At 39.1% G+C, this 14,914-nt stretch carries 11 protein-coding genes and 1 tRNA gene; 8 read left to right on the top strand and 4 right to left on the bottom strand.

All coding sequences use genetic code 11. From position 1 onward, the window contains the following. Positions 1-56 precede the first annotated feature (56 nt). The gene (locus ACSLUF_RS02570; protein WP_435624574.1) at positions 57-968 is read left to right on the top strand and encodes a FecR family protein; all 912 of its coding nucleotides are present in this window, start codon (positions 57-59) and stop codon (positions 966-968) included. Then, positions 958-3,606: a TonB-dependent receptor gene (locus ACSLUF_RS02565; protein WP_435624573.1), complete on the top strand. Its 2,649-nt coding sequence runs from the start codon at positions 958-960 to the stop codon at positions 3,604-3,606. The genes ACSLUF_RS02570 and ACSLUF_RS02565 overlap by 11 nt, the downstream gene beginning before the upstream one ends. A gap of 64 nt (positions 3,607-3,670) precedes the next feature. Here ACSLUF_RS02565 and ACSLUF_RS02560 read toward each other — a convergent pair. Further along, a tRNA-Leu gene (locus tag ACSLUF_RS02560) sits at positions 3,671-3,752 on the bottom strand. 96 nt (positions 3,753-3,848) lie between these two features. On the opposite strand from ACSLUF_RS02560, the gene ACSLUF_RS02555 reads away from it, so the two are divergent. From ACSLUF_RS02555 to ACSLUF_RS02530, 6 genes are all read left to right on the top strand, one after another. Then, positions 3,849-5,237, top strand: a complete 1,389-nt coding sequence (locus ACSLUF_RS02555) for a dipeptidase (protein ID WP_435624572.1) — start codon at positions 3,849-3,851, stop codon at positions 5,235-5,237. Between the two features lie 100 nt (positions 5,238-5,337). Beyond that, positions 5,338-5,706, top strand: a complete 369-nt coding sequence (locus ACSLUF_RS02550) for a BlaI/MecI/CopY family transcriptional regulator (RefSeq protein WP_435624571.1) — start codon at positions 5,338-5,340, stop codon at positions 5,704-5,706. 1 nt (position 5,707) lies between these two features. Then, on the top strand, positions 5,708-7,762 hold the full coding sequence (locus tag ACSLUF_RS02545) for a M56 family metallopeptidase (RefSeq protein WP_435624570.1): 2,055 nt from the start codon (positions 5,708-5,710) through the stop codon (positions 7,760-7,762). A 121-nt stretch (positions 7,763-7,883) separates the two neighbouring features. Next, entirely contained in the window at positions 7,884-8,984 is a 1,101-nt protein-coding gene (locus tag ACSLUF_RS02540) for a DUF4407 domain-containing protein (RefSeq protein ID WP_435624569.1), read from the top strand. Between the two features lie 181 nt (positions 8,985-9,165). Further along, entirely contained in the window at positions 9,166-10,332 is a 1,167-nt protein-coding gene (locus ACSLUF_RS02535) for a helix-turn-helix domain-containing protein (protein ID WP_435624568.1), read from the top strand. Positions 10,333-10,410: 78 nt separating this feature from the next. Beyond that, positions 10,411-12,516: a serine hydrolase domain-containing protein gene (locus tag ACSLUF_RS02530; RefSeq protein ID WP_435624567.1), complete on the top strand. Its 2,106-nt coding sequence runs from the start codon at positions 10,411-10,413 to the stop codon at positions 12,514-12,516. Positions 12,517-12,598: 82 nt separating this feature from the next. Here ACSLUF_RS02530 and rfbD read toward each other — a convergent pair whose 3' ends face one another. Genes rfbD through rfbA form a run of 3 tightly spaced genes read right to left on the bottom strand, consistent with a single transcriptional unit; the run spans position 12,599 to position 14,899 of the window. Continuing rightward, the gene (gene rfbD, locus ACSLUF_RS02525) at positions 12,599-13,468 is read right to left on the bottom strand and encodes a dTDP-4-dehydrorhamnose reductase (RefSeq protein ID WP_435624566.1); all 870 of its coding nucleotides are present in this window, start codon (positions 13,466-13,468) and stop codon (positions 12,599-12,601) included. 17 nt (positions 13,469-13,485) lie between these two features. Then, a complete protein-coding gene (gene rfbC, locus ACSLUF_RS02520) occupies positions 13,486-14,034 on the bottom strand; it encodes a dTDP-4-dehydrorhamnose 3,5-epimerase (RefSeq protein ID WP_435624565.1) in 549 nt (182 codons plus the stop codon). A gap of 4 nt (positions 14,035-14,038) precedes the next feature. Next, the gene (gene rfbA, locus ACSLUF_RS02515) at positions 14,039-14,899 is read right to left on the bottom strand and encodes a glucose-1-phosphate thymidylyltransferase RfbA (RefSeq protein WP_435624564.1); all 861 of its coding nucleotides are present in this window, start codon (positions 14,897-14,899) and stop codon (positions 14,039-14,041) included. Between the last annotated feature and the right edge of the window lie 15 nt (positions 14,900-14,914).

Genomic DNA, 14,914 nt, shown 5'->3' with positions numbered 1-14,914 from the left:
CGAGGGGGTAGGGTAAAATCAACTTTACCTGTTCCCTTGATGTATGTAACAAAACTATGTTTGAAGAAAAAGATGATACTATAATGGCGCGTTGGCTCGCAGGAGAGCTGACCCAGGAGGAGCGTGCTGAATTTGAGGCGTCATCGGAATATGCAGAATATAAGCGTTTGGCCAATGGTTTGGAAGCCTTTCAAAAACCTGTTTTTGATAAAGAAGCATTGAGGGAAAAAGTATGGTATGATATCCAAAATCAAAAATCCAATAAGGTCATCCGTTTAAGGCCTTTATACTACACTATTGCTGTTGCAGCCTCTTTGTTATTGCTATTTGGACTTTTCTTTAGTCAGGTTAGTTACCAAACAAATTATGGGGAAAAGCTGACAGTGGAATTACCCGATGGGACAAAAGTCAACCTCAACTCACAGTCTAGCTTGAAACACAACCGTTTCTTTTGGAACAGAAACAAAACAGTGGATTTAGTGGGAGAGGCATTTTTCTCAGTAACCAAAGGGGACGATTTTAAGGTCGAAACCGAATCAGGAACAGTAAGTGTGCTTGGCACTCAATTCAACGTTAAAGTAAGACCTTCCTTGTTTGAATTGTATTGTTACGAAGGTAAAGTGCGCTATCAAAACCTACCAGAAAATCAAGAAGCCTATTTGGAAGCAGGAGATGCTGTCAAATTGAAGGACAATATATTGTTGGAACTGAAACATGGAGACCTCGGTCCTTTCTGGCAAACCGGTAGTAGTCGCTTTTCCAATACCGAACTTTTGGTGGTGATGAAGGAGTTGGAAATCTATTATGACATTTCATTTGACTTTACTCCTGGAGTTGTACAAGGGCATTTCACGGGAACCTTCGTACATGACAATTTGGACCTTGCCCTTAAATCCATTTTTGTTCCCATGGGCATCGAATATGAACTTTCCGGAGACCAAAAAACCGTTGTACTTAATGCACGCTAAAGGCAACAGACTTCTTGTAATTTTCCTCTTATTACTTTTCGGCTTAAGTGCCTCGGCGCAGCAAACCGTAGAAGTAGATTATAGGGATACCCCCTTAAAATTGGTTTTACAGGATTTGGAACAGAAAACAGACCTGCTCTTCTCATTTTCGGATGAAATTATTGCTGACAAATCAGTTACCACCACGGCCAACTCCATTAGTATTGATGAATTGCTTGTTTTTTTGAGCGGAACCACCAATCTGAATTTTGAACGTATAGGAGAAAACCAAATAATTATAAGCCTTCCGGAAAGTAAAGTATCTGTATGTGGTTATCTATTTGATGTCGTAACCAAGAACGCCCTGCCCTATGCCACCTTAATCATTAAAGGCACTACCAAAGGGTTTACCACTGATGAAAATGGGTATTTTACTATTGAAAACGAAGACTTGGCAAATGGCCTACTCGTGCAATATGTGGGATATGCCAATCGATTGTTGTTTCCTACTGACTTTAGTCAAAACGAATGCCCAAATTTCTTGCTTAACCCTCAGGCCGAATCGCTTCGTGAAGTAATTGTTGAATCCTATCTGATTAAAGGTATTGACAAAAACAAGGATGGTTCATTGGCATTGAACGCGAAGACCCAAGGCATACTACCGGGATTGGTCGAATCGGATATTTTTCAATCTGCCCAATGGGTTCCTGGAATAACAAGCATTAACGAAACGGTCTCAGATATTCAGATTCGCGGAGGTTCAGCTGATCAAAACCTAATTTTATATGATGGGATTAAAATGTACAATACGGGCCATTTTTTTGGTATGATTTCCATATTCAATCCCAATACAACCGCCAGTGCAACTATTTTTAAAGGAGGAGCAAGCGCAGAATACGGCGACCGAATTGCCGGGGTAATTGACATCAAAGGTGAAACCCAAGTACCCCTCAAAACAAACTTGGGTTTTGGGCTAAATGGTACACAAGCAGATGCATTTATCAAAGCAAGGTTGTCTGAATCCATAGGGTTGGTTGTTTCCGGTCGACGTTCTTATGCCGATATCGAAGGATTGGGCACACCTACTTTCGATGCTATTTCGGAAAAAGTGTTTCAAAATACGATAGTGGTAAACGATGCTTCTGGTCAAGTAGTTCAGGACGAAGAAGACGAAGAAGCCATCCTTGAGGGTGAAGAGGTTTTTTCATTTTATGATACCAATGTAAAGTTGATAATCAAACCTTCTAAAAACGATAGTATTTATTTAAGCGGATTACTTACCAACAATGACCTTAATTTCCGTTTACTTGATGATGATAATCAATCCCAAGATGCCTTAATCACGGAAAACGAAGGTTTAAGTTTTAATTGGAGCGGTTTAAAATCCAATAGATGGCATCATAAAATCAGCGGATATTATTCCAATTATGATAGTCGTTATCAAAATCAGTTCTTTGACAGCTTGGAACTGGAAGAGGAAAACATACGCAGAAATTCAGTAACAGATTATGGGTTGGACATTAGCCTTGCGTATGACTTCAATAGAAAAAATACATTGAAATTGGGCTATCAAATCTCTCGAAATGAAGTGTTTTACCAGCTTTTTAGAGATGAATTGGGAACCGAGGATATTGACCCAGAGGATGAAGACGAAGACGGGGTTGAACCGGCAGACGAGCGTGACTTCAACGAGGTATCAAATCAAGAAAATAATTCCAATTCCCTTTTTGCCACATATTATTATCGATTAAAAAATAGGGGGTTGATCAGTATAGGGTTACGTGCATCTACCTTTTCCTTGTTGGAGGGTTGGTATTTTGAACCAAGAGGCAATATCGAGTATCCTCTAAGTAAGACTGTACGACTCAAACTGACCGGTGAAAAAAGATTTCAAACGCTAAGTCAATTAGTGGAGTTTGATGATACCCGTTTGCGTCTTCAAAGCGGTATTTGGACCCTGACCGATGATGAGGATTTTCCACTTTTGGAAAGTGAGCAATTTTCCGGTGGAATATTACTGGACTTCGGCGGATGGACCATTGATTTGGATGGGTATTTTAAAAACATTGATGGACTTACTTCTTTCACCAATGGATTTACCAATGCTTCTGAAGAATATTCCCAAGGTACCAGTGACATTTTTGGCATTGATTTGTTGATAAAGAAACAGCTCAGAAATTACCATTTTTGGTTAGGCTATACATATAATTCTGTGCAGTACCAGTTTGAAGAATTAGCAATTGGTAAATTCCCAGGCAATAATGACATTACCCATAACCTAACCCTTTCCAACACATATGAAAAGGGTAATTGGAGATTCTCTTTGGGTTGGAATTTTAGAACCGGCGCTCCATTTACCCCGGTTAGCGGTTTCGATGCCCTTGAAGGTGATATTATTTTTGGTCCAATTAATAGCCGGCGTTTACCTGATTATCATCGTTTGGACGCCTCTGCACAATATCAGTTTAGGTTTTCCGCCAAAAAACATCAAAAGGGAACCTTGGGGGTATCATTCCAAAATATGTATTCAAGACAGGTTCCGCTCTCCGTGTTCTATCGCGTCGATGAAAACCCACAAACTGGACTACAGGAAATAGACCAACTGGAACAATTGTCTCTAGGTTTCACCCCTAATTTTTTAGTGCGATTTAATTTTTGACGGTTTTGCCAGGGTGTTTTTCAATAAAAAAAGCCAGCTTTAATAAGCTGGCTTTCTTTTTTTGTGCGGATGAAGGGAGTCGAACCCCCACGCCTCGCGGCACTAGATCCTAAGTCTAGCGTGTCTACCAATTCCACCACATCCGCTTAGGGTGTGCAAATATAATTCAATTTTCCGATTTGCATATCGGCTGTCTTTAAAAACTTGTTTTTTGTATTTTTAGTGTCCTTTTTAATCATTTCATGGAACAAATCAACGACTACATCAACACCCACAAAGACCGATTTATAAACGAACTTATTGAACTTCTAAAAATCCCTTCCATTAGTGCCGATACGGCCTTTTCCCAAGATGTTTTGGAGACTGCCAAAGTGGTAGAGCAGTCGCTTAAGGAAGCAGGTTGCGACAATACCGAAATCTGCGAAACCAAAGGGTATCCCGTAGTTTATGGAGAAAAAATGGTGGATGCCAGTCTCCCTACCATTCTGGTTTATGGACATTACGATGTACAACCCCCGGACCCTATGGATTTATGGACCTCCCCACCTTTTGAGCCGGTAATCAAAAAGACAGACTTACATCCGGATGGGGCTATCTTTGCTCGTGGTGCCTGCGATGACAAAGGTCAAATGTTTATGCATGTAAAGGCGGTGGAATTCATGATTAAGAACAATCAGCTTCCCTGCAATGTGAAATTTATGATTGAAGGGGAAGAGGAAGTGGGCAGTGATAGCCTTGCAGCATTTTTGGAGGACCATAAGGAAAAATTGTCCAATGACATTATCCTGATTTCTGATACAGGTATGATTGCGAATGATGTTCCTTCCATCACTACAGGATTGCGCGGATTGAGTTATGTGGAAATTGAAGTGACCGGACCCAATCGGGATTTGCACTCAGGCATTTACGGCGGAGCCGTTCCCAATCCAATCAATGTGTTGAGCAAAATGATTGCATCCTTACATGACGAAAATGGCCATATCACAATTCCTGGATTTTATGATAAAGTTGAGGAACTGACAGATGCAGAAAGAGCTGAAATGGCCGAAGCCCCTTTCGATTTGGAAGCATATAAAAAAGCATTGGACATTGATGATGTGCAGGGAGAAAAAGGATACAGGACCCCCGAGCGCTATTCCATCCGACCTACCTTGGATGTCAACGGAATTTGGGGAGGATATACCGGAGAAGGTGCCAAGACTGTAATTGCCAGTAAAGCCTTTGCCAAAATTTCCATGCGCTTGGTCCCAGACCAAGACCCGGACGAAATTACAGAACTCTTCACCAAGCACTTTGAAGCGATTGCTCCAAAAAGCGTAAAAGTAAAGGTGACCCCACATCACGGTGGATTGCCTTACGTAACGAAGACAAACAGTATTGGATATCAAGCGGCGGCCAAGGCTTATGAAACCACTTTTGGAAAGAAACCTGTTCCAGAGCGTACGGGCGGAAGTATTCCAATTGTAGCTTTGTTTGAACAGGTTTTGAAAAGCAAGACCATTCTGATGGGCTTCGGATTGGATAGCGATGCTATTCATTCTCCAAATGAGCATTTTGGGGTATGGAACTTCTTAAAGGGTATCGAAACCATTCCCTACTTCTATAAATACTACACTGAACTGTCTTCCTAAAACTTAATCCAGGGAAGTAAAGTTTGATTACTAATTTTAACTCTACATTTGTAGAATTTAAATTTTTATTCTATGTTTGTAGAATAAACAATGAATTATCATGTCGAAGCTTTCAAAATCCGAAGAAGAATTAATGAATATGCTCTGGAAGCGTAAAAAAGCCTTTATGAAGGACTTGGTCGACAGCTATCCTGAACCAAAACCTGCTACTACAACAGTTGCAACCTTATTAAAGCGCATGACGGATAAAGGGTTTATAAACTATATCAACATTGGGCGTTCCAGAGAATATTACCCCTTGGTTAAAAAGAAAGACTACTTCTCAAAAGAGGTGAATGGTCTTATCAAAAACTTTTTCAATGGAAGTGCCAGTCAGTTTGCCTCCTTTTTTACCCAAGAAACCGATTTAAGCAAAGCCGAATTGGAGGAACTTAAGAAATTAATAGACCAAGAAATCAAAAGAAAATAGCATGGTACTCTATCTTTTAAAAAGTACGGCATGTATGACCTTGTTCTTCTTGTTTTACAAAGGATTGTTGGAGAATGCCCACATGCATAAGTTTAAACGATTTTACCTTTTGGGAAGTCTTGTTTTGTCTTTTGTGATTCCAAGTGTGGTCTTTGTTGAATATGTTGAACTGCCAACAGTGGAAACCGTTCAAACCACATTGACAACTTCTGGAACCCATACGATCGTATCCCAGCCCACAAATTCATTAAGCGATTGGGACACCCTAAACTTTTCACTTATTGGGTGGTCTATATACGGTTTGGGCGTACTACTTTTTAGTATTCGCTTTACCAAAAATCTGATTGATATCATCCGTAGAATCCGCAGGAATCAAAAAATTAAGGAGATTTCCCATACCAAAGTCCTTATTAATGAGAAGCTTCCGCCCCATACGTTTCTTAAGTATATTTTTCTTGAAAAAAAGAAATTCCATTCGAATTCTTTCACGCGAGAAGTTCTCCTTCACGAAGAAACCCATGTTGTACAAAAACACACCTACGATATCTTATTTATCGAATTCTTGCGGCTAATGCTTTGGTTTAATCCCCTGATTTATCTGTTCAAGCATAGCATAAAACTGAACCATGAGTTTCTGGCGGACCATGCAGTTCTGCGTAAATTGGATTCACCCAAGAACTATCAAAATACATTGTTGTCTTATTTATCGGCGGCAAGTCAATCAAAATATCAGTCAATCACGATGGCAAGCTCCATCCATTATTCATCAATCAAAAAACGATTTACAGTCATGAAAAAACAAACATCAAAAAAGGCAAAACTGATTCGAATGGTGCTCATTCTACCTCTAGTAAGTTTACTTCTGTGGAGTTTTAGTGAAACCAAATATGTACCCAAGATTCCAGATATTCCATCTTCCCTTTTAAGTGACATGCAAAAAGAGGGGATACGTATTCAAGTCAACCAAGGTCAAATCGTTATAAATGGAACCAAGGTCGCTTTAAAAGATTTTGCCAAAACGATTAACACCCTTACCAAAGATTGGGAAGAAACCGATTACACCTCCTACCGACCAAGCATTCAAATACGGAATACGAGCGAGGCCCGTTTAGCTGAAATTGATAAAGAGTTTAAGAAAACCCATTTGTCCAAGGCCAATGGGGGAATGAGTATAATCCCTCCTAAACCTCCAGTTCCGCCAGCACCACCTACACCTGAAGAACTGGAAGAAGGAGAGGAGTTGGAAGAAGAAAGAGAACTGGAAGAAGAAGAGGAAAGTATGGAGAATGAAACTTCTGGCCCAGCGGTAAGTTTGGAATCCCCTCCTACACCTCCCGAGCCATTGCACCCCATAGACCATGTAATCGAAATGGCAAAAAAAGGAGCTGATTTCTACTATGAAAACAATAAAATCTCTTCTGACGAAGCCATCGATTTGTTGAAAAAGCGCAAAAACTTGAATATTGAAACCAAAGGGCATGATTCCTCAAAACCTCAGGTCAAAATATCCAAAAGCCCGGTTACCATTTCAGCACCATCAAATACCACCGGAGCCCATAATTTTGGGGTTCAAACCGGCACAAAAAGGGTAAACGGCAAGCAGCTATTTTACAGCACTTCCGAAGGAATGACCCATTATTTTAATGAGAGAGGAGAATCCGTCGACTCAAAAGGGCAACGTTTGACCCAAAAAACCGAAAATGAACCCCTCTTCTACTTGAATGGAAAGGTGATTGCCGCGGATGAGGCCAGTAAACTACTGTCAAACAATACTTCAATTCAGGTGACACAAGGTAAAGGAGAGAACAATCGGCCTGCAGTTGTCCTCACCGATTTGCGCACCACAAACAGTCCCAATCCAAATAATATTGGAGAAAGTGACCCTTTTATAGATATCTCGGAAGCTGTGGCTCAAAATGCTTCCTTTTACTTTAACAACAATCCGATAAGTACAGAAAAAGCCTATGAGCTTAGTCAATCCAATAGAATTGCTAGGGTCCAGGTCAAAAAAAAGGGAGGTAAGGCCCAAAAAGTGTTTTTCTGGGATAAAAATTGAGCCACAAGATTGGCTTGTTCGTGTTACAAAGCTGTTAAAGCCTTCGCATTGAAGGCCTTTTTTGTAACAATTCCATAAAATCCACGTTCTAATAGTCTATCAGAACCAAACGAACACTATCATGTTACAACGCTTTTTCATTTTCTGCTCAGGAGCCGACACCCAAATTTTAGAAACTTGTTCCAACGGGGAACGTAATAAATACGCCGGTATAGGCGCCACGGTTTTCTTTACCGCGGTTATGGCTTTTATTGCTAGCGGATACGCGCTTTACACCGTTTTCGATAACATTTACACCTCCATTTTCTTTGGATTGATTTGGGGACTGTTGATTTTCAACCTGGACCGATACATAGTATCTACCATCAAAAAAAGGGACAGTATTAAAAGTGAATTGCTACAAGCTGCACCTAGAATTATTTTGGCTGTAATAATTGCGGTAGTGATATCGAAACCCTTGGAGATGAAAATCTTCGAGAAGGAAATTAATCAGGTGCTACTGGAAGAAAAAAACGCGATGACCTTGGCCAACAAAGAACAATTGGCTTTGCAATATACCCCGACCATTGAAGGCTTAAATCAAGAAATTTCCAATTTAAAAGGTGAAATTACCGCTAAGGAAACAGAAACTAATGCACTGTACGACACCTATATTTCCGAAGCTGAAGGCACAGCTGGCACTGGACTTCTAGGAAAAGGGCCTGTTTACAAAGAAAAAAGAGAAAAACACGACGCCTATTTGGCCGAATTGAACCAACTCAAAGCAACCAATGGGGCCAAGATTGAAAACTTGGAAGCCCAAATTGCGGCATTAGGCGCAGATTACAATTCAGCTGTGGAAAACTCACAACCCATTATTGATGGTTTTGATGGTTTAATGGCTCGTATCAATGCTTTGGGCAAACTACCCTGGTTTCCCTCATTCTTTATCTTTTTATTGTTTCTGGCGATTGAAACAGCGCCAATCCTGGCCAAATTATTGGCTCCAAGAGGAGAATACGATTATAAGTTTGAAGAACAAGAGAGTGTAGTCGCTACTTGGGTCACCCAAAAAGTGGAACAGCGCAAGTTGCTTCTATCAACCGATGGAGCATTAAACGAGAAAGTTTATGCCGATATCCAGGAAGAAGAAGAACTCTATCGTTACAAAAAAGCGAAAGCAGAAGAACTGTTGCGATTACAGGCAGATTCCTTTCAAAACATTCAGATTAAAGGACTATGATTTTCTGAATGTTTCGAATTCCTACGCTATTCTATATTTAGAATCCAACCTAGGTGTCAAATTTAAAGGTCATTTTAGCTTTGGAAAAGTGAGCTAGGTTTTAATCCTGATGATGCTTTATATTTAGCGCTTGTTCGGTTACATTTGAAGTAACCAAGTTTTTGGCAAGTAAAATCAACCCATGGATTTCCCATTTTCTTTTGGACCAAAAAGTTCATTGTTGCTTATCTTTTTTTTCCATGGAATGGTCTTTTCAATCTTATCCTTTAGGAATGGAATAATACACCAGAACCAGTCCAGTAAATGGCTTGGCCTTTTGTTGTTTTTATACTCCATGTATATCACACCTTACATGTTGGGTTATGCAGGTTGGTATGCCAATAAAACAACAAGGGAAATCTTGTTTTTCATACCCTTCATGCAAGTCCTTTTAATTGGGCCAGTGGTTTATTTCTACTCACAAAGTTTATTTGACAAATCATTTCGCATTTCAAAAAAGAGGTGGCTACATTTTATTCCTGCCTTATTATATGCAATTTATAGTCTAGTTGTTTTTATAACCGATAAGCTGATTTTAGATGATTATTATTTCTACGCGGATGGAAGGGACAAAGACCTAGCCAATTGGTATCAAGTGGCAGGACTTGTTTCCATGATATGCTATCTCATCTTAAGCTTGCGCTATTACAATGACTATAAATCAATCATATTTCAAAAGGTAAGTTATGCGGAAAGTATTTTGTTTCGATGGATTCGTAATTTTATGATGGCCTTTCTTGCCATTTTAATTCTTCGGATAATATTCTTTATCACCAATCCAGAATGGGGTGAGTTCGGAAGTCAGTTTTGGCATTATATTGCGTTTTCTTTTGTATTCTATTACATCTCCATAAATGGGTACACCAATGCTTTAAAAACTTCTGTTCTTAGCGATATTAATTTTCATGCTACTCCAATTTTTAAGGAAAAAGAGGAGGAAATCGGCTCTTTAATTTCGACAGAAATTGATGTTCAACCGTGGAAAAAAAAGTTATCAGCAGTAATCGAAGAAGATAAGTTATATGAGAATCCAAGATTGACCTTATCTGATGTTGCTGAAGCACTGAATACAAATACAAAGGTGATTTCTTCGGTGGTAAATAGCGGTTTTGAAATGAATTTTAATGACTTTATAAACTACCACAGAATTGAAGCTGTCAAGAAAAAGTTGGCAGATGGAGAACATCAAAATACCACACTTTTGGGTATTGCCTTAGAATGCGGATTCAATAGCAAAGCAACTTTTAACAGAGCTTTCAAAAAAAATACTTCCTTATCCCCGAAAGATTATCTTCAAAAGGTATCCTAAAATAGGTCTCAAATCAAGATTTGAGGCTCTTTGCATAGGGTAGTCTTCTACATTTGCTCCAAATCATTTTCGGCGGCTATGAAAAACCTAATTATCCTACCTTTTTTACTTGTGTCATTTTTGGGGACAACCCAATCCAAAGAATTAAAAGAAATAGATGCGCTACTAAATTCAAAAGTATCATCAAGCAATCCTGGATTGTTTGTGGGCATTGTAAAAGACGGAGAAATCATCTATGAAAACTATAAAGGCTTAGCCAGTCTGCAACATAAGGTAAAAATCGATGCCAATACGCGTTCAAACATTGCTTCAACGGCAAAACAGTTTACCGCACTAATGGTATTAAACTTGGCCTTAGAGCAAAAGCTGAGTTTAGAAGATGACATCAGGGAATACCTGCCAAAACTTTACCCAAACGTACAGGACACAATTAAAATAAGGCATCTAATCAATCATACTAGCGGTATTCGGGACTTCTATGATTTAATGAGCATTCAGCAAGACCCTTGGTGGAGAAAAGAAGGTTTGGACAATGATGATGCCATTGAACTACTGGAAAAACAGCTGGATTTAGCTTTTAAACCAGGCAGTCGATATCTATACAGTAATTCCGGGTACACCTTGCTAACCAAAATAATAGAAGTTGCCTCCGGTGAAGATTTTCATAAGTATTCCAAGAATTTCTTTACAAATTTGGAAATGCCCAATACAGAATTCTTAAAAAACTATATGCAGGTAATTCCCAATCAGGCATTGCCTTACTCGGATTGGGGCGACGGTGTTTGGCAACAATATCCAATGATTACCAATCTTTACGGTGATGGTTTTTTATTTACAAGTCTGAAGGACCAGCTGGTTTTCGAGCAAGCTATCCAAAATGCAAAAACGAACAATAATGTTTTACTTATTCAAAGTCAAGAACCCATTCCAAATAGTGAAGTAACTACCTATGGTTTCGGTTTGGAGCTAAGTGACCGTATGAATTATAAATCCGTCCATCATTCCGGAGGTACCGGGTCCTACCATTCCCAAGTAATACGATTTACAGAGGAAAACTTGAGCATTTTTGTTATGAGCAATAATAGCAAATTATGGAGCGGCGGAATTGCCAATGAAATTGCCCAAGTACTATTGCCCAAAAAAGAGATTGAAGCGTCTTATGACCCACGTCTGAATGAGGTTGAAAAAGAGAGTTTAAACAGTGTTTCCGGGCAATACCTTTCTCCAAATGAGTACCTAATCCGTATTGAATTAAAAGATGGAAAACTATCTTGGAGAAATGCAAACAACAATCCCCTTGAACTGGTACAAGAAAAATCCAACGTTTATAGACTTTCCTATAATCCTAAACTGAAGGTAGGATTTTATACCGATAAGCTGATTCTCTTCTATCCATCAGGCAAGGCTAATGTTTTTAGTAAAATTCCGTATGAGAAAGCAACACTTGCTGACCTTGAAAGTTTTGTGGGCGACTACTATAGCGAAGAGTTGGATTTTGACTTTAAGTTAACCTTGGAAGACGGGAAATTAAAAGTTGCTCTTAGCGGATGGGATAAAAGTAAGGAGGTAGAAATACTTAACAAAAATGAGCTATTGGTTTTTGATTACATCCTCAAGGTCCAGCGCGATCAGTTTAATAGAGTTGTAGGCATGCTTTTAACGACCAATCGTGTTCTAAACAACAGATTTGTCAAAAAAACGAACTTAAAATTTCAACCTAAAATTGAAACCCCAGATGGTTCTATAAATGTTTCTACAATTAGCTCAAAAGATGGTAAGGCCTCAGATATTCTGCTAACCAAAAACTATCCAAATGGCAATGAAATATGGTACAAACAATTTGGGGGGAATAGTTATGACAAAGCAAATTCTATTCTAGCGACTGAAGACGGGTATATCATTATTGGGTCAACTAGTTCCTATGGAAATGGTAATTACGATATGCTAGTTATCAAAACCGATAAAAAAGGCCATAAAACTTGGCAAAAAACCTATGGTAGTTTTTATAATGAATATGGATATTCCGCTGAGATAACACAGAGTGGTTATCTGCTTAAAGGCTCCGTACAACAATGTGAAAATAATACCGATATCAACAGAAAATGCGCAACCAATGTTTGGTTTGTAGAAATCGATAAGGAAGGAAATGAAGTTTCAAACGAGACCTTGGAAGTTATTGATTAAACCAAAGCAATAAACAAAAACGCATTAAAACAAGGTTAGTTTATCCTAAGCGAACTAAAACGGGATTGAAGAGGCAAAAAAATCAAATATCAATTTTAGCATGTGCCTTTAAGGCAACCTCAAGACTGTCCTTCCAGTGTGGTATATTCAGGTTGAATGTCTTTTTGATTTTACCCTTGTCCATAACACTAAACTTGGGTCGTTCTGCAGGGGTAGGGTATTCTTCTGAGCGAATGGGATTTAACTGAATGGATATTTTATTGATATCAAAAATGGCTTTTGCAAAATCGTACCAACTGGCCACCCCTTCGTTGCTATAATGATACACTCCGTAATCAATGCTATGCGCCTTAATGATATGAAGTAGAACATTGGCTAAATCATGGGCATAGGTAGGTGTTCCTATTTGGTCATAGACCACAGACAATTCTTTTTTCTCGTTACCCAAACGCAACATGGTCTTCATAAAATTATGTCCAAATTCGGAATACAACCATGAGGTTCGGAGGATAAAGTACTCATCCAAATTGTTGATTATGGCCCGTTCCCCTTTGTATTTCGTATCCCCATAAAATCCTATGGGTCGTGCAATATCTTCCTCAACATAAGGTGTATTTAGAAAGCCGTCAAACACAAAATCGGTGGAAATATGAATCAATATAGTCTTGCTTTCGTTACAATTTGAAGCTAAGGTTCTGGCACCACTGACATTGATTTCGTAAGCCAAATCCTTTTCAGACTCCGCCTTATCCACATTTGTATAGGCCGCACAATTAATACAATAGGCGTAATTCGAAGAGAGTAATTCTTCATGTACCGCCTCAAAATTGGTAATATCCAATTCGGAAGATGACTTAAATACAAAGCTTAAACCCTCCGTATGTTGAGTAGAAGCCATAGCTCTTAAGGTACTGCCTAACTGTCCGGAAGCTCCGGTAACCAATATTTTCATAGGTTTACTAAATCTAATTAATGGGGAACCGCTTCTTTAAAAACAGGCAAAAGCTTGTCTTTTTCTGATATAATCAAATCTTCTTCATCCAAAATCCAATCAATATTGAAAGTTGGGTCATTATATAAGATACCCCCTTCTGATGTTGCGTTATAATAATTGTCACACTTATAGAAAAAAGTAGCTGTATCGCTCAAAGTTACAAATCCATGGGCACAACCTCGCGGCACATACATTTGTTTCTTATTTTTTGAAGAAAGTAAGGTAGTAACCACCTTACCAAAGGTTTTGGATTCGGGGCGAATATCCACGGCAACGTCCAATACCTCACCATCTACAACACGAACTAATTTTGCCTGTGCATGTTCACCCTTTTGAAAATGCAATCCTCGTAGTACTCCTTTTGTGGAAAAAGACTCATTGTCCTGCACAAATTGGGAGGTTATTCCTGTGAGTTGTTCAAACTTACTATGACTAAAACTCTCAAAAAAGTAGCCTCTCTTATCTTCAAAGACTTTAGGTTCTATAATGTAGCAACCTGCTATTTCTGTTTGCTGTACTTGCATGATATTATGTCAAAACTTCCAATAAACGGGTGCTGTAACCACTTTTAAGGAAAGGTTCGGTTAGTGCTTTAAATTGATTTTTGGTGATGAATCCCATTTTATAAGCCGAAGATTCAATGGCCCCAATCTTGAGCCCTTGTCTTTCTTCAATAACCTGTACAAATTGGGCGGCTTGCATCAAAGATTGGAACGTCCCGGTGTCTAACCAAGCTGTTCCACGGTCCATAATGCTCACCTTTAATTTTCCTCTTTTCAAATACTCCCGGTTTACATCGGTGATTTCCAATTCACCCCTAGCACTGGGTTTAATATTTTTCGCTATTTCCACCACATCATTGTCGTAAAAATAGATTCCAGGAACGGCATAATTCGATTTAGGCTGCCTGGGTTTTTCTTCAATGGAAATGGCATTGCCATCTTCATCAAAATCCACAACCCCATATCGTTCTGGGTCATTTACGTGATAGGCGTAAATAATCCCACCATCCGGGTCATTATTGGACTGCAATAAAGTTTCCAACCCTGTTCCATAAAAGATGTTGTCCCCAAGAATCAATGCTACTTTATCATCACCAATAAACTCCTCGCCTATGATAAAGGCTTCTGCCAATCCATTGGGTTCCTCTTGAACCGCATATTCAAATCGGCATCCGTACTTTCTACCATCACCCAATAATCGTTCAAAAAGTGGTAAGTCGTGAGGGGTTGATATGATTAAAATTTCCCATATTCCAGACTCTATCAAAGTGGACAATGGGTAATAAATCATGGGTTTGTCGTAGACCGGAACCAATTGTTTGCTCACCGCCAAAGTGATGGGGTGCAATCGGGTTCCTGAGCCTCCTGCCAAAATTATTCCTTTCATTTTTTCTGTTTATTC

It is taken from the genome of Flagellimonas sp. (assembly GCF_965601775.1).
Taxonomy (GTDB): Bacteria; Bacteroidota; Bacteroidia; order Flavobacteriales; family Flavobacteriaceae; genus Flagellimonas.
Note: the sequence above shows the minus strand (reverse complement) of the source record. Positions and strands in the feature narration are given on the sequence as shown.